Origin of the sequence: Chitinophaga oryzae (assembly GCF_012516375.2) — a bacterium.
In the GTDB taxonomy this organism is placed as follows: domain Bacteria; phylum Bacteroidota; class Bacteroidia; order Chitinophagales; family Chitinophagaceae; genus Chitinophaga; species Chitinophaga oryzae.
Window position 1 is genome coordinate 5,531,705 of sequence record NZ_CP051204.2, and the last position, 19,046, is coordinate 5,550,750.

The following is a 19,046-nucleotide window of genomic DNA, read 5'->3' on the forward strand; positions in this document are numbered from 1 at the left end:
CCGGCCACTATCTTACCAATGCTGCTAAAAAAGCCTTCAAATCATAAGACTTGAAGGCTTTTCTCATTATGCAGGTTTCCGTTAAAAAAGTCAGTCACGCTCAAGCGATACCGTTCTTTTACGCACAGGCTCAAAGAAGCCTACTTCCACGGCATACTTCATCATCAGGTGTATTTTTTCTTCGTCGGGATGCGCCCATCTGAATTTCATTTTTCTCAGGACAGCATTGGTAGCTTCATAACATACCTGGTACGGGTGACCTATGTCCTGCCTGTCGTCGCCAAACAGGTCTGCCTGGAGAAACAACCGGTCTATCAGGTCTTTCTTCGTATCATATGATTGCAACATCCTCTCCAGGTAAGTATACATGCTGGTCAACTCCATATCGTAGCCATAACTGTTCAGATAAGCCACGAAATCGGCCGCAGGCAGCAGATGTGGACTACGGACATGGTAATTCCTGTTCAGCAATGCCGGCTTGTCGAAAAGTTGCAGTATCGCCGCAGACACCTGGTCGATATTAGACAACTCCAGCTCGCTGAATTCTTCCGGCATCGTCCGGAAGGCAATAAACCCTTTGATCTGGTTGTAGAAAGCATTATTGTCAATATTCTCCTGGAACTTACCGGTAGCAGAATGGAATGACAGATGTCCTACCCGGTAGATATTGACCATCACCCCTTCCCTTCTCGCTTCATCCAGCAGGCGTTCCGCCTCCAGCTTGCTCTTCGCATAGAAGTTGGGCACCTCCTGCCCTTTGAACAAATCCGCTTCCGTGTACAGGTAGCCGGTGCTTCCCTTTTGGGCCATACCGGCCACGCTGGTGGTGGAGATATGATGGATGACCTTCGTTCTTCCTGTTTTGCAGTAGTCCAGTAACGTCTGTACCGGTCGGGTGTTTACGGCTTCAAACTCGCTGTAACTACCATAGTGTTTGACATTGGCGGCCGTATTCAGGATACAGTCGGTCTCATACATCAGCGTCTCAAACGCGGCGGCATCCATGCCCAGCTGCGGCAACGCAATATCTCCTTTATATACCCGCAGCTTTGCCTGGTCCTCAGGCAATGGCTGATCAAAGTAAAAAGCATACTTTTCCGACAACCGGCTGAAAGCCGCTTCATCACTTTCTGCGCGTACCAGCACACATACCGGTGTATCGTTTCGCTGCAGCAGGTCATGCAACAGGTGAATACCCAGGTAACCGGTAGCCCCCAGCAGTAAGATCTGCTGATAGGTGGTAGTCCGGCTGACATCCAGCTGCTGCCACGCTTTCACTTCCTCCAGGTATGGCTGCCGCTGTTCTTCCAGCAGCTGCTGCATGTGCGCTGCCTGCGCCTGCATCGCTTCCTGGTCTGCCTGTGCCGGATCAAACCGCGACATCAATGCCTCCAGTTTATTTTTAAAGTGATTCTTTTCGTAGATCACGTATTTAGAGATACCGGCAATGGTAGGATGCTGGAAGAGGTTATTAATAGAAACCTGGAAATCGACCTTCATTTTGGCGATCAACCGGATGGCAGTGATAGAGTTCCCGCCTGCTGCAAAGAAATTGTCGTGTATGCCTAACTGAGGCAGGTTCAATACCTCCTTCCAGATTTCCAGCAGCCGCTCTTCAATCTCGTTCGCAGGACCTGCATCCTGCTGCTGTTCATGGGCCATCAGGGAGGCCGGCGACGGCAGACCTTTCCGGTCAATTTTACCATTAGGCGTAAGTGGGAATGATTCCATCGGAACGATCACCGGCGGCACCATAAACTCCGGCAGCTTGCTTTTCAGGTAAGCCACGATAGCTTCTTTATCGAACTCCTGCCGCGGTACTATATAAGCCACGAGCAGTTTGTTATCATGTTCTCCTCCTTTTACGACCACCACCGCTTGTTTAACATGCTCACATTCTGCTGCCACATTTTCTATTTCCCCCAGTTCAATCCGGTATCCGCGTACTTTCACCTGGTCATCGATGCGTCCCAGGTATTCAATATTTCCGTCTGCCAGCCAGCGGCCCAGGTCACCGGTACGGTACATCCTCGTTTCGCCGTCCCCGGTAAAAGAATTCATGACAAACTTCTCCCGGGTAAGTTCCGGTCGGTTAAGATAACCACGGGCCAGCCCGGCGCCACTCACACAGATTTCACCTGCCACCCCTACCGGGCACAAGCCACCGTGGGCGTCCAGGATGTACACCTGCATATTGGCCACCGGCTTCCCGATGACTACCACGCCGTCTTCCCGGATAGGTTCAAGGGAGACGGTGGTACAGATACTGTTTTCCGTAGGGCCGTAAGCGTTAATAAAGCGTACGCCCCTGGCCTGCAGGAACCTTCCATCCTCCCTGTTTAACGGCTCCCCGCACGACACAACGGTTTTCACCCTGGTTAACATCTCCCTCATGCTGTGCAGATAAGACGGCGGTAAAAATAAGATCTCCACTTTCCGTTTATTGATCAGCGTCGCAAATCCGGCAGAAGACATCAGGTCCTCCTTCAGCGGCAGCACCAATAACGCGCCATGAGACAGGGCAATGAATATCTCCATACAGGAGGCGTCGAAGCCGATAGAGGCAAACTGCAACAGGCGGCTGCCGGTGGTGATCTGCAATGCTTCCTGCTGATCATGCACCAGGTTTACCACGCCGCCATGTTCTATCAGCACCCCTTTGGGCTTACCGGTGGAACCGGAAGTAAAGATCACATAAGCCAGGTCATTGGGAGCAGGACTATCAGGCAACGGCGTCACCGGGTAACCGGCAAACAAATCGCTGTCTGTCGCCATCACCCGTTCTATACCCCCTATGGCAAACGCCAGTCTGTCGCAGATGCCCGGGCTGCTGACGATAATGCCTGCGGCGATATCCGTGAGGATATATTGTATCCTGTCTGCCGGATATTCGGGATCTATGGGAACATAAGCGCCTCCTGCTTTCATGATGCCGTATATACTGATAATCATCTCCGGCGAACGTTCCATGCACAGGGGCACCAGCGTGGCCCGGCCCACGCCTCTGTCGCGCAGATAGTGTGCGAACTGATTGGAGCGCTCGTCCAGCTCCTTATAGGTCAGTGTAATATCCTTAAACATTAGCGCCACGGCATCGGGTATGGCTGCCGCCTTCGCGGAGAACAGGCCCGGCAATGACATATCCTGCGGCACGGCTAACGCCTTACCGTTAAAGCCTTCCAGCAACTGCAGTTCTTCCGCTTCATCCAATAACGATAACGCACAGATGTGGGTAGCAGGCTGACGGGTGATGGACCGCAGCAACTGCTCAAAATGTTTACCCATTCTTTCTACCGTATCCCGATAGAACAGATCCGTACTATACTGAATGATCAGGGAGAGGCCCTCTTCCGTTTCCTTCAGACAGAAGTTAAGGTCAAATACAGCAGAGATATGGTCCAGCGGCTCTTCCGACAACTGTACCGTTCCCAGTGTCAGCTCCGGGATATCCGGCGTGTTCTGCAACACCAGCATCACCTGGAACAACGGACTGCGGCTCATATCGCGCTCCGTTACCACCGCATCCACGATCTTTTCGAAAGGTACCTCCTGGTATTCATAAGCGCTGAGCGTAGTCTGTTTTACCTGCTGCAGCAGCGAGAGGAAAGCGGGGTTACCAGCGAGGTTGCTGCGCAGTGCCAGGGTATTGATGAAGAAGCCGGCAAGTCCTTCCACCTCCTGGCGCGTACGGCCGGAGATAGGGCTGCCGACGCAGATGTCATCCTGCCCGCTGTAACGGTACAATAACACCTTGAGGGCCGCCAGCAGCGTCATGAAAAGCGTTACGCCTTCCTGTTGCGACAAGGCCAGCAACTGGTCCGTCAGTTCCTTGTCGAGATGCAGGTATTCCACGGCGCCGTTTTTACCTTTTACTGCCGGCCTGCTTTTATCTGTCGGCAGTTGCAGCGTCTGTACGTCCTTCAGGTTTTCCTTCCAGTACAACAGTTGTTGCGCCAGCACTTCATCCGACATGAACCTGCGTTGCCAGATGGCATAGTCTGCATATTGTATTTCGAGTGCCGGCAATTTCACCTTTTCTCCGGCAGTATAACCATTGTAAAGGGTAATCAGTTCCCGGAACAGCACGCTGACAGACCATCCGTCGGAAGCAATATGGTGCATGTTCATCACCAGGATATGCGTAGCGGGATCCAGGGCTATCAGGTGCACCCGTAACATATGATCTTTGGTAAGATCAAAAGGCTTTCTTATCAGCGTATGCACGAGGGTACGGTAATCCGCTGCCGCCTGTGGACGATCGCCCAGATCGATGTATTGCAACTGCCATTTCCCTGCCGGCAATACCTGCTGGCCGGAATGTCCGTCTATCTGTACAATGACAGACCGCAGCACCTCATGGCGGGCCACCAGGTCCCCGAACGCCTGTGCCAGCGCATCTTTATCAGGAGCGCCCTCCATGCGCAATACCACCGGCATATGATATTGTACGCTGCCTTCCATCTGATCAATGAACCATAAACGTTCCTGGCTATACGACAGCGGGATCAATTCGGGCCGTTGCTGCGGTGTTACCGCCGGCAGCAGCCATCCTTCGCCGTTCTGCCGGATAAATGCCGCTAACCGTGCGATGGTTGGATGCGCAAAGATGGACTTCACCGCTACCTCCGCTTCCATCTGTTTACGCAGGGCAGACTGCAGGCGCATGGCCAGTAACGAATGGCCGCCCAGTTCAAAGAAATTGTCGTGTATACCGATTTTTTCCACCTGTAATAAACCGCGCCAGATATCTGTCAGTTGTTGTTCCGTCAGATTTCGTGCAGCCACGTACGTAGCGCCGCCGAGCGCGCTCAGGTCCGCTTCCGGCAACGCGCGTTTATTGATCTTACCGTTATTGGTCAATGGCAGCTCAGGCAACGTGATGAAAAGCGAGGGGACCATATAGTCCGGCAGCCTGGACTGCATCCAGGTACGCAGCTCATCTTTCCCGAAGCGCCGTTGCGGCACCACATAGGCCACCAGCCGTTTATTGCCGTATTGGTCCTCTTTTACCAGCACCACACATTGCGCCACCAGCTCACATTGTCCGAGTACGCTCTCTACCTCCCCTATTTCCACACGGTTTCCGCGGATCTTCACCTGGTCGTCTTTCCGCCCCAGGTAATTGATGTTGCCGTCGGGTAACCAGCAACAGATATCGCCGGTTTTATACAAACGTCCTTTCCCGGTCATATCAAACGGATCGGCCATAAAACGTTCTGCTGTTAACTCCGGCAGATGCAGGTATCCTTTTGCTACCTGTACCCCGCCGATAAACAGTTCTCCCGGTACTCCCACCGGGCAGGGATGACCGTTCGCATCCAGGATGTACAACCGGGTGTTGGCAATGGGTTTGCCAATAGGCGGCAATACCCGTTGTATATAATCTTCAGGCTGTACAGTGTAAGCGCTCACCACATGCGCCTCCGTAGGGCCGTACTGGTTATGCAGCCGTGTGTTGCCTTTTTCCAGGAAAAGCCGGAGATCATCGCTCAGTTTGAGCTGTTCGCCGGCGGTGATCACCTCCTGCAGACACTGCGGATAGATACCACTTTCCTGTGCATATTCCACCAGGTTTTTCAACACCACATAAGGCAGGAAGAGGCAATTGATTTTTTCTGTGTTGATCTGTTCCATCAGGACAGCCATGTCTTTCCTGCGTTGTTCGTCCACCAGGTGGAGGCTGCCGCCAAAACTGAGCGTGAAGAATATCTCCTGGAAGCTCACGTCGAAATTGATGCTGGCAAACTGAAGTATCCGTTTAGGCGTCCGGGTATCGATCTGCTGCTGTTGCCAGCAGAGCAGGTTAAACAGTGCCCTGTCAGGCATTTCCACGCCTTTCGGTTGCCCGGTGGAGCCGGAAGTATAAATGAGGTAAGTGAGTTTTTCCGGAGAAGTATACCTGGCGGGGTTTGTCGCCGGGTGCACCGACAGCACGTCTTCTCCCCCATCGGCCGGCAACACCAGGATGCGCTCCGCCGCAATATCCGCCGGCAGGAGCTTCTGGCTGTGTGCATCTGTAATCATCAGGGAGAAGTGGGTATCGGTGAGGATATAACGGATACGCACCTCCGGATAAGCGGGATCTACCGGCACATAAGTGGCGCCGGCTTTCAGGATGCCCACAATTGCGGTGATCATCCCCAGCGAGCGCGCCATGCATACGGGTATCAGCGTATTTTCCACCACTCCTTTTTCCCGGAGATAATGCGCCAGCCGGTTAGCCCGTTCATTGAGCTGACGGTAGGTATAGTGTGCTGTTCCGAAAACAACGGCAACAGCATCCGGTGTTTGCTGCACCTGGGCCTCGAACAGGTCTATCACCGCCCTGCCGGCAGGATACATACTCGCCGTATTGTTAAACGTATGCAACAGCTGTTGTTCTTCCGCGGCCGTAAGCATGGGCAATGCCCCTATCCGCCGGGAGGGCGCTTCCACAATGCCTTGCAGGAGTACCAGGTAGTGCTCCATCATCCTCGCGATGGTAGCCTCCTCATACAGGTCACTGCAATATTCCACACGGAAACGCAGCCCGCTGCCAGTTGTAGTAACATCTACTGTCAGGTCGAACTTGGAAGTGCTGTTAGCTACCGGCTGCATCGTTACCTGTACGTCATCCAGCTGTAAATCCGGCACTTCCGGCAGGTTCTGCAAGATAAACATCACCTGGAACAGCGGGGTACGGCTCATATCACGGTCGCTCACCACCGCTTCCACTATTTTTTCGAACGGCGCGTCCTGGTACTGATAGGCCTCCAGCAAAGTAGCCTTTACCTGTTGCAGCAGGGAAAGGAAGTCCGGATTGCCGGCCAGGTTGCTGCGCAGTGCGATGGTATTGACGAAGAACCCAATCAGCGGTTCGATGGTTTGCTGGGTACGGTTGGCGATAGGACTGCCCACGCAGATATCTTCCTGCCCGCTATAGCGATATAACAATACTTTAAAAGCAGCCAGCATCGTCATAAACAGGGTCGTTCCCTGTTGCCTGCACAATTGATGTATAGCAGCTGTCAGCGTACTGTCCACCTCATAATACAAGGTATTGCCGCGGGTGCTTTGTGTGGCAGGGCGCGGGAAATCGGTGGGCAGCTGTAATGTGGCCGTATCGTCCAGCTTTTCTTTCCAGTAAGCCAGTTGCTGGTCCAGCACATCCCCCTGCAGATGCTGCCGGTGCCACAACGCATAATCGGCATATTGCACAGGCAATGGCTCCAGCCGGTGCGCCTGATGCCGGTGCGCCGCTTCGTACAGCCATATCAGTTCTTTGAGCAATATGGACACCGACCATCCATCAGATGCTATATGATGCTGTAAGATTACGAGGAAATGTTCCCGGGGCGCCAGCTGTACCAGGCATACCCGCAACATGTAATCCGCTGCCAGGTTAAATGACCGGTTACACCAATGCGTCATTTCTTCCAATATCTTCTCCCGGTCAGCTTCCGTGGTCCTGTCCACCACTTGCAGCTGCCATCCCCCCGCGGGCAGGATATACTGACTCACCGCTCCGTCTTCCTCCCGGAAAACAGTACGCAGCGCTTCATGCCTGTCTACAATGGTTGCCAGAGCATTCTCCAGTGCCGGCACATCCAGCTCGCCATCCAGTTTCATCACCATCGGCATGTGGTACGCTACGCTGCCCTCCATCCAGTCGATGAACCAAAGCCTCTCCTGCGCAGAAGAGAGCGGCAGCTTTCCTTCCCGCGGTGATGCGGTAACAGCCGGCAGCACCGTTCCTGGTTGCTGCCGCCGGATATGGTCCGCCAGCGCGGCTACCACCGGATAAGTGAATAAGTCTCGTATCGGAATCTCTACTTCCAGCTCACGGCGTATGGCAGATACCACACGGGTTACCAGCAGTGAATGTCCGCCCAGTTCAAAGAAGTTATCGTATATGCCTACCCGCGGAACTTTCAGCAATTGCTGCCAGATGCCTGTCAACGCCAGCTCGGTGGCATTACGCGGAGGCATATACGCAGCTGCGGGCATCATCGCCGGGTCCGGTTCCGGCAGCGCACGTTTGTTCACTTTACCATTGCCCGTCAGCGGAAGTTTGTCCAATGGCATCAGAACAGCAGGCACCATATAGTCAGGCAACAGCTGCCGGAGCCAGGATTGAATTTTCTCTTTTTCGAAGGCGCCTGCCGGCACAATATAACCGGCCAGATATTTGGTGCCCTGTTCGTTCGTGCGCGCTATCACCACCGCCTGTTCTACCCATTCACATTGCTGCAGCACTCTCTCTGTTTCGCCGGGTTCAATACGATATCCCCTGATCTTCACCTGGTCGTCTGTACGGCCCAGGCAAAGTACGTTCCCATCGGCCTGCCAGCAGCCCAGGTCGCCGGTCTTATAGAGTTTCTCTATCCTGTTTTTGCTAAACTGGTGAGAGATGAAACGCTCCGCTGTCAACTCCGGTAAATTGAGATAACCTGCAGCGAGGCCGTCGCCACCTACGTATATTTCGCCGGTAACGCCGACCGGCACCAGCTGGCGGCGGCTGTCCAGGATATACACCTTCCGGTTGCCCAGCGGGCGGCCTACGGGCACAGGTATCTTCACCGCGCCTGCTTCTACGGTATAGGTAAGGGAGAAAGTGGTATTCTCCGTAGGGCCGTAGCCGTTGATAACGGTCAGGGCAGGATAGTGTTGTTTTAACTTACTGATATGTTCTTCCGATAATTTCTCCCCGCCGGACAGCACCACCGATAGTGTTTCAAAGATACTGATGTCATTATCGATAAGCTGATTGAACCAGCTGGCGGTAAACCACATCATATTTACCCGATGCGCGCGGATCTCCCGTTTCAATATCTCGTTGTCCAGCAGCTGTTGCTCCGGGCAAAGAACAAGACGGCCGCCATTGAGCAGCATGCCCCAGTATTCGAAGGTGGCCGCATCGAAAGAGGGTGCGCCGGTAGACAACAACCGGTCAGACGCGCTGAAAGAGACATAGTCTACCCCTTTTACAAGGCTCACCACGTTGCGGTGACTTACCATCACGCCTTTGGGCCTGCCTGTAGAACCGGAAGTGTAAATAACATAAGCCAGGTCCTGCGGGCAGGGTACCGGCAATGGTATTGCCATCGTCGCTGTTTGCAGCGTTTCCGCCACCTCGTCCAGGCAGATAAATTCCATAGCAGTCCCTATCCGCTCCAGCGAAGCCTGCTGCATGGTAGTGGTGAGCAGCAGCGTACTGTTACTTTCGGCCAACATATAGCTGATGCGTTCTGCCGGGTAGTTTGGGTCCACCGGCACGTAAGCGCCGCCCGCCTTTAATACCGCCAGGATAGCGACGATCAGCATATCTGAACGTTCCATGCAAACCGGTATACGCATTCCCGGGGTTGCGCCCGCGCCAACGAGGTGTTGCGCCAGCTGTGTGGATGTTGTATCCAACGCCCGGTAACTCATTTCCTTGCCGTCAAATACCAGGGCTGTGGCATCCGGCGTCAGGGACGCCTGTGCTGCGAACAGGTCAGTGATGCTTTTATCAGCAGGATAGGAAGCCTCCGTCTGGTTAAAGCCGTCCAGCAGCAGCGCTTCTTCTTCCGGCATCAACATCGGCAAAAAGCCTGCTTCCATGGCCGGGTTGGCAACGATGGCCGCCAACAGCTGTTTAAAGTGCGTGATCATCCGCAGGATGGTATCTTCCTTAAACAGGTCTGTGCAGTATTCCACGCTGCCGGACAATCCTGTCGCCGTTTCTTCCACTGTGAAATTAAGATCTACCTGCGCGGTGGTATAAGCGATCTTTTCGGGCTGCAGGCTTGCAGCGCCTAAGGTAAGGTCCTCCGTTTTGGGCAGGTTCTGCAACGTAAAGATGACCTGGAACAGGGGGCTGTAGCTGAGATCACGCTCTTTCACCACCGCCTCCACTACCTTTTCAAACGGCACGTCCTGGTGCTCATAGGCGTCCAGCGTGGTATTTTTCACCTGTTGCAGCAGGGCGGCAAAGGTGGGGTTATCATGCAGCTGTGTGCGTAAAGCCAGCGTGTTCACAAAACATCCGATCAGGCTTTCCGTTTCCTGCCGGGTACGGCCGGAAACAGGGCTGCCTACCGTGATGTCTTCCTGGCCGCTGTAGCGGTACAGCAATACTTTGAAGGCTGCCAGCAATGTCATGAACAAGGTAGCGCCCTCCTGCTGCGATAACGCCTGCAGCTGTTGCTGCAGCGTACCGTCGATGTGGAACGGCATGATAGCGCCGCGGTTGGAGAATACAGCTGGTCGGGTGTAGTCGAGCGGCAGCTGCAGCGTTGTCACATCTGCCAACTGGCGCTCCCAATAGGCTTGTTGCTGTTCCAGTACGGCTGCTGACATGTACCTTCGCTGCCAGCGGGCGTAATCGGCATACTGGATATCCAATGACGGCAACACCGGTAATTGCAGGCGTTCAAAGGCAGCATACATCTCCATCAACTCTTTCATAAAGATGCTGACAGACCACCCATCGCCGGCGATGTGATGCAGCGTCAGGGCAAGGATATGCTCCTGTTCCGCCAGCTCAATCAGCTGGCCGCGTAACACATGGTCGGCAGACAAATTGAACGGCGCATCGACCAGGTCTTTTACATAAGCATGCAACGCCGTAACATTCCCGCGGAGATCGTGCCGGCTGACTGTTTCCAGCTGCCACCCGTCCTTATCCATCACCTGCTGATGCGGCACCTCGTCGATAACGGCAATGATGGTACGCAATATCGCGTGGCGGTTGACCATCCCGCGGACGGCCGCCTCCAGCGCCTGTTTGTTGACCGTCCCTGTCAGGCGGTAAACCACCGGTATATGATACTGTATGCTGCCGGTCAGCCGGTCAATGAACCAAAGCCTTTCCTGGGCGAAGGATAACGGCTGCGGACCGGTATATGTTTCCGCCGTGATCTCCTGCTGCACAGGACCTACCAGTTGAAGTATATAGGCAGCCTGGCCTGCAATAGTGGGATGATGGAAGATCGCCTTTACCGGCACCTCTGCCCGCAGCTGCTTCCTGATAGCGGATTGCAGCCGCATGGCCAGCAGGGAATGCCCTCCCGTTTCGAAGAAATGATCGTGTATACCAATATGATCGCGGCCCAGCAACTGTTGCCAGATATCTGCCAGCAAGCGCTCCTGCTCATTACGGGGAGCCATATACGCAGCGTCTGACAGCGTGGCGGCATCCGGCGCCGGCAACGCTTTTTTATCTACCTTCCCATTGGCGGTAAGCGGCAGCGCTTCGAGGGCTACCAGGAAAGACGGCGTCATATAGTCGGGCAGCCTTTCCTTGAGATAAGCCATGACAGCTTCTCTATCGAAGTTGTTTTCCGGCACCACATACCCGGTCAGGTAGCGGTTATTAAGCTTATCTGTCCAAACGGTCACCACGGCCTGCTTCACAACCGGGCAACCTTCCAGCACGCGTTCTGTTTCCCCTGGTTCGATACGGAATCCGCGGATCTTCACCTGTTCATCCACGCGGCCCATGTAAACGATGTTACCATCCGGCATCCAGCGGGCCAGGTCACCGGTACGGTAGATCCTTGCTTCCGGATCATCCGTGAAAGGGTCCGGGATGAACCGCGCGGCGGTCATTTCCGCATCCAGGTATCCTTTTGCCACACCATCGCCTCCTACATACAGCTCTCCGGTTACCCCTACCGGTACCGGTTGTCCGGCATTGTCCAGGATATATGCAGTCCTGTTTTTCAACGGACGGCCTATCGGCACATTGCCGCTCACCGTTGCCTCATGAATACGGTAATACAGCGAGAAAGTTGTATTCTCCGTAGGGCCGTATATGTTAGTCAGCGCCATGTGCGGGTAAGCACACCTGAATTTATCAGCATGTTTTTCCGAGATCTTCTCTCCGCCTGTCAACACCTCCTGCAATCCGGCAAATACGGTAATATCCATATCCACCAGCTGGTTGAACCAGCTGGTAGTAAAGAACATTTTGGTAACGCGGCGCTGTTCAAGCTCCTGCTTCAGCCATTCGATGTCCAGCAGACTGCGTTCTGTGCTTAATACCACACAGCCGCCGTTCAACAGGGCGCCCCAGTATTCAAAAGTGGTAGCATCAAAGGAAAGAGAGCCGGCGGAAAGAATAACATCTTCATTAGTCAGCGTCATATATTCCTGCGACTTCACCAGGCTCACTACGTTCTTATGCGTAACGGCCACGCCTTTAGGCTTGCCGGTAGAACCGGAAGTATACATCACGTATGCCACGGCTGCAGGTGCAGGCTGTTCTTCCGGCTTATCAGCCGGATAATCCGGCAGGTCCGGATTATTATCAATATAAAGTATCTCTTTATCAGCAACAATTTTCAGGGTATCCTTCCATTCCGTGTCAGTGATCACCAGCGGGCTATCGCAGTCGTTTAGCAATTGTAATATCCTTTCGGCCGGGTACTCAGGATTGACCGGCACATAGGCGCCCCCGGCTTTCAGTATTCCCAATACCGCCACCATCAGGCCGGCGGAGCGCTTCATGCATAGCGGCACGTAAGCCCCTGCTTTTAAACCCTTGCTGCGCAATTGATGAGCAAGGCGATTAGCCGCTGCATCCAGCGCCTGGTAGGTAAACGAGGTATTATCGTATACCACAGCGACAGCATCCGGCGTTTGTGCCGCCTGTTCTTCAAAAAGTGCTGTGATGCTCTTATCGGCGGGATAAGGAGCCGCCGTCTGGTTGAAATCATACAACAGCTGCGTTCTCTCCGCTGCGGTGAGCAACGTAATGTCCGCGATCGTATTGACAGACGGCGCAGCCATTTGTAACAATACCTGCTCAAAATGGGCCGCTATCATCCTGACGTAAGCAGCATCGAGCAACGTTTCATTGTATACAAGGCCTATCTCCAGCCCGTCGGCCATCATCACCCGTATCGTCAGCGGATAATTGGCCTGCTCCTGCACCTGGACATGTTGCAGCTGCAATTTCCAGTCAGGAGACTGCAAAGCGGGATTCACCGGGTAGTTTTCAAACACCAGGAGGCTGTCAAACAATTCCTCCCGGATGCCCGTCCATTGCTGAATGTCATTCAACGCGGCATACTGGTGTTCGCGGCTTTGCAGTTGCGCAGCCTGTAAGTCCTGCAACCAGCCGGCAATGGTTTGTTCATTGGCCAGCATCGTATACAGCGGCAGGGTATTGATATACAATCCCACTTTTTTATCTGCCCCGGGCAGTTCATCGGGCCTGCCGGCGACGGTGACGCCGAACATAGCGGAAGCTTTCGCGGTATAGCGGGACAACAGGTACGCCCACACGCCCTGCACCAGGGTATTGAGCGTAATGCGTTGCTGCTGGGTAAACCTTTCCAATTGCTGGCGGACCGCCGCATCCAGGCGCAACGCCGTTTCTTTGAACCGGCCCTCTCCTTTCGTGCGGGAAGCTGTCGTCGTTACAAAGGGCAACAAACATCCTTCCGTTACGTCTTTCAGGTAACCGCGCCAGTAATTTTCTTCAGCCGGCAGGTCCCTGTCTGCCAGGAAGCGGACATATGCTCCGAAATCATCCATCTTCAGTGATGGCAGGGCATGTTGGGTCACGATGGCCTGGTAGGTTTCTACCAGTTCACCCAATAATACCGGCAATGACCATCCATCCATCAGGAGGTGATGGTACGTCCATTGCATACGGTAGGTATCGTCCTGCAGGCGGAACAGCGTGATGCGCATCAGGGGCGCCTTTTCAAAGTCCAGCCCCTGCGCGCGGTCGGCGATCATCCAGGCGTCCAGCGCTTCCTGTTGAGCTGTTGCCGTCATGTGCCGGTAGTCCAGTACCGTAAAAGGCAACTCCACATGATGATATACGCATTGCACCGGCACGCTGCAAATTTTTGCATAAAAAGCGCTGCGGAAAATAGTGTGGTGCTGTACCAGATATTCCCAGCTTTTCTGAAAGGCGTCTACCTGTAATTGAGGAAGTTCGCAACCAAACTGTTCAACGTAAGACCCTCCTTTTTCCTCATACAGTCCGTGGAACAACATGCCCTCCTGTAGTCCGGTGAGCCGGTACATTCCGGCCACCCGGCCCCCTGCGGCGCCCAGGAACAGGTCCAGTTCATCATTGGTCATTACGCCGCCCAGTCCATAGTCTGAAGGGGAAGGCACCGGCGCCTGCCGGCTGCGGTCTGCGCAGTGCGCGATCAATGTCTCCAGGTGATGACGGTACGCTTCCGCGATGCCTGCTATGGAAGCTGCATGGAAATGCAGCCGGCTGTAGCTCCATTCTATAACGAGCTCGCCGTCGCGGACCATACTGTTGACTGCCAGCTTTTCGGGAACGGTCCGTTGTGGTGATCCGCCGGCTTCCAGTGACGACAGCGAAGTTGTAACGGCTCCCTGTGCTGCCGACAGGTTGTCGCCCTGACCGAGGTAGTTGAAGCTTACTTCCCAGGGCACAGCGCCCTGCAACGCAGCCTGTCTGCCGATGTATTTGCTGACGCCATAGCCGATGCCTTTGTCGGGCACCTGGCGCAACTGTTCTTTGATATCCCGGACCAGGCGGCCGGCAGATAAGCCCTCGGTCGCTTCCAGCCATACCGGGTACTGGCTGGTGAACCAGCCGATGGTGCGGTTAACGGTAATGCCGGGTGCTATCTCTTCCCTGCCGTGGCCTTCCAGGCCCACCAACACGCCGGCGCCTTTGTTCCATGCTGTCAGGGTCATGGCCAAAGCAGTGAGCAGCATATCATTAACTTCCGTACGGTAAGCAGCCGGTACTTCCTGCAGCAGGCGGCGGGTAGCAGTCGCATCGAGACGTACCGTCTCTTTGCATATGTCCGATACCGTTATTTTGCCGGTATACAGGAGGTCTGTATATAAAGGCGTACGTTTTGCCACTACTGTTTCCCAATACCTTTGCTGCCGCTGATTTTTCTGCGCATAAGCAGCCAGCGCCCCGTGCCACTGACGGCAGGAGCTGCCTTTAGCCCCCAATACGGCATCTGCTGTTGCTGCGGGTTGCGCCAGCAGGCGGTTCAAATCTTCCAGCAGGATGCGCCAAGACACACCGTCTATAGCCAGGTGATGCACTACAAGCAACAGGCGGTTATGGGCTTCAGCAGCCGGGGTTTGTATAAGGGTAGCCTGCAACAGCACACCCTGGCGAATATCCAGGCGCGCCTGGCTTTCTGTTATACAAGCGGAAATATGCTGCTGCCATGTTTTCTGTTTCCTGCGCATATCGCTGATATGCAGGACGGGTACGGCTGTTCCATAGGATTGTTGCCATCCGTTGGCATCCTGCTGGTATACAAAACGGAGCGCGTCATGGTACTGCACCAGCTGACGGAGTGCCGTTTCCAGCGTTGCCGGCAACAGCTTTTTATCTGTTTCCAGCAGCAACTGCTGGGTAAACAATGCCGGTCCATCGATGCCTTCCTCTTCGAAGTACCAATGCTGAATGGGCAGCAAACCGCTCTCTCCTGTCAACAGTCCCTGTTCGCCGGCAGCGCTCACCACTTTTACCGCAGACAGCAGCTGTGCCAGTGCCGCTACTGTCTGGTGCCTGAACAGGTCCTTTGCTTTCAGTTCATATCCCAGTCGCCTTGCGCGGCTTACTACCTGCATGGATACGATGGAGTCGCCTCCCAGTTCTATAAAGTTATCGTATATCCCTACCTGTTGCAATCCCAGCAGTTCCTGCCAGATGGCGGCCAGCTGCCGTTCTGTTTCATTACGCGGCGCAACATATTCCTGTAGTTGAAGATCGGCTGTTTCCGGGGCCGGCAGCGCTTTTTTGTCCACCTTACCATTGACAGACAACGGCAGCTGCGCCAGTTCCACGAGTATTGACGGCACCATATATTCCGGCAGCGTTTCTTTCAGCCGTTGGAGCACCGCAGTTTTATTGTAGCCCGCGCCTGTGGTAACATATCCTACCAGGCGTTTGTTATTGCGTTCGTCCGCCCATGCCGTCACCACTGCATGTTTCACGCCTTCGCATTCCTGCAGGGCGTGACCTATTTCACCCAATTCTATACGATAGCCGCGGATCTTTACCTGGTCATCGATACGGCCCAGGTATTCTATGTTGCCATCCGGCAGCCATCGACCGGTATCACCGGTTTTATACAGCCGGTTGCCCGCCGCGTCAGTAATAAACTTCTCTGCCGTCATGGCGGGCAGGTGCAGGTAACCATTGGCCAGCTGCGGGCCGCTGACATACAACTCCCCGGTTGCGCCTACCGGCAGCACCCGTTGCTCCGCGTCCATGATATGGATCTGCATGTTCGCCACCGGCTTTCCGATGGTGATTTGTGTGTCTCCCGGTTGGATCTGCGCCACGGATGACCATACCGTACATTCCGTAGGCCCGTATTCATTATACAACGCCGCTTTTTTCACTTCTCTGAAGTGACGGCGCGCCAGTGTTACTTCCAGCGCTTCACCCGCCAGGATCACCGTAGATAGCGATGCGTTCTGCAACAGCCCCTCTTCGAGGAGAAACCGGTAGTAAGAAGGCACGCACAGCACCATATCCGTACGGGTGAGCAGTTTTTTGACGGTCTCCGCATCTTTCAGTGTTTCTTCACGGCATACGATCAGGCTGCCGCCGGAACAGAGCGTTCCGAATATCACCGCTACAGAGGAATCGAAGGAGAAAGACGGTACCAGCAATGCCGTACCGGTATTGCCGTAACAAGCTATCCTCGCCTGTGTGGACGCTACCAAATTCTCATGAGTGATGCTGACGCCTTTCGGGTTGCCCGTAGAACCGGACGTATAGATCGCATAGGCAGGATGTTGCGGTTGTAAGGCTGTTTCCACCGGCGTTACAGGGTATTGCCCAATCACCTCCGCCAGCTGCCGGATATCAATAATTTCCGCGGTGGTGTATTGACCCGGCTGCAGTTTGTCAGCCACATTGCTGAGTACTACCGCCGCCCGTGTATCCTGCAACATGAAGGCGATACGGTGCTGCGGATAGGCAGGATCTACCGGGACATAGGCGCCGCCCGCTTTCAGCACGGCCAGTATGCCCAGGACCATTTCCGCGGAACGTTCCATGCACACGGGGACGAACGTACCTTCCCGCACACCTTTGCTGCGCAGGTAATGCGCCAGCTGGTTGGCCTTCTCATCCAGCTGCCGGTAAGTGAGCATTTGATCCTCAAACAGCACCGCTTCCGCTGCCGGCTGCATCCGCACCTGCTCCTCTATGAGTGCGTGGATATACGGATAAGGCACAACGCTTATATTGTTATTATTAAAGGAAGCCAGTAACGCCTGCTCCTCTTCCGGCAGGATGCTGATTTCCGCCAGTGTGCGTTGCAGTCCGGTTTTAAATTGCTGCATGATATGCAACAAGCGCTGCACGAATAATCGTATGTCCGTTTCCGTAAAATACGACGGGTAGTAATCCGCTTTCAGTTGCAGCGGCTGCCCCTGCCCATAGTCGCGCCAGAGCAGTTCCAGCGGATACCGGGTGATCTCGCTGGTCAGTTCTGTGGTAACAGCCTGTATATTTTCTCCGAAATCGAGGTTTAAGTTGAGGTTGGCGTGGTTCACCAGTACATCCGTCAGCTGTTCCGTGGTACCGTTAAGTTTCAGGGAACGGCTCAGATCTGCTACCTGGTATTGCTGGTGCTGGTTGTCATTTTTCCTGGTGGCCGCAATATTTTCCAGCAGTGCAGCGATCGTATCGTTTTGCTGATATAGCGCCTGAAATGGCGTGATACCGGAAAACATACCGGCGATCTGCTGTAATGACTTATCTCTTCTGCGATGTACCGGCGTACCGAATACAAAGGCAGGATGTTCGGTAGTACGGGCGAAGTAAATGGTGAGTGCCGCCAGCGTCAGGCGTAGCAGGTTTGCCTGGGTAGCTTGTTGCAGGTCTTCCAGCGCAGCTTTTTCCGCAGCCGTCAACTCCAGTACGAACGTCCGGCATTGCCGCGGATTCGCGTCTGTATGCTGGTATCTGCGTTCCAGTAACTGCGCGGGCTTTTTATCGATCATCTTCTTCCAGTAGGCCGCATCTTCTTCGTATGCCGGCGACTGCTGATAAGCGAGCGCATCACCGGCAGCGGCCACATAGGAAACCGGCGACCACTCCAACGTTGTCCCCTGTAGTAACGACTGGTATTTACGGGCCACATACTGATAGGTAGCGGCCAGCCCGTATCCATCATTCACCAGGTGATGATATTTACAGAAATAATAGTGTTCCTCCGGCGATATGGATAGCAGGTATTGCTCGCAGAGCGCATTTTCCTTCTGCAGGAGAAAAGGTATTTCCAGGCGTTCACGTATCCATTTCTCTACGGCCGCCGGCTGCACACCGGCAAAATCCATACACATGACTTCCTGCCTGCAAAAGGTATCATCCAGCCAGGCCTGTGGCGCCTGTTCGCTAAGATCGAACCTCATCCGGAATACATCAAATACTGCGGGCAACGTTTCGGCAGCAGCAATGAATTTCTCTTTGTCAAGGGGCCCCGTGATCCGGGTAACGCCTCCGACATTATAGGTCGAGTTTTCTGCATTGATCAACAAGTCCATCAGGATATCCCGCTGAGCAGGATGAAGCGGTGTTACATGGAGTGGCATGGTCTAACGGTCATTATTTAATGAGGAAATAAATCAGCATGGTATTACCTGTTACAACAGGCAATAGAAATTCCTGCCCGGCAGGCTATAGCCGCTGGCAACAGGTTAAAGGCAATAAAATGTCTGCGCGGATAACCGTATTACATTGTCAATGAATATTGTTATTGAGATAGTAATCGTTGTGCCGCTGGTAAGTCAGACGAACGGGCAGGATAAACAGGTCCCGGATCGCAATTTTGAGTTCATGTCTTTAGGGTATTTTATAATAGGAAAAATTTTCACTGTTAGCTATTGATAAGCATGGAAAAGTATGCCATCACACGTGGTGTCTGGTATCAGGTGTATGATATCATAAAATCACTGCATAACGATCTTACAATTGCATTTGCAATATAAAATCACGACTAGCCTGCTGTTCTTTCACTAACGCACATGACTTTTTAATCCAACTAAAAGGTCATCGTTAAAAAATCAAGTTAAAATGATAGCGTTTCTCATAAGCCAAA

The 19,046-nt window shown here is 53.8% G+C and carries 1 protein-coding gene; it reads right to left on the reverse strand.

Annotation, left to right across the window (positions count from 1 at the left end):
• Positions 1–90: 90 nt before the first annotated feature.
• Positions 91–18,540 carry a non-ribosomal peptide synthase/polyketide synthase gene (locus HF324_RS21965; protein ID WP_168860837.1) on the reverse strand — a complete coding sequence of 6,150 codons (18,450 nt, stop codon included), beginning with the start codon at positions 18,538–18,540 and terminating at the stop codon, positions 91–93.
• Between the last annotated feature and the right edge of the window lie 506 nt (positions 18,541–19,046).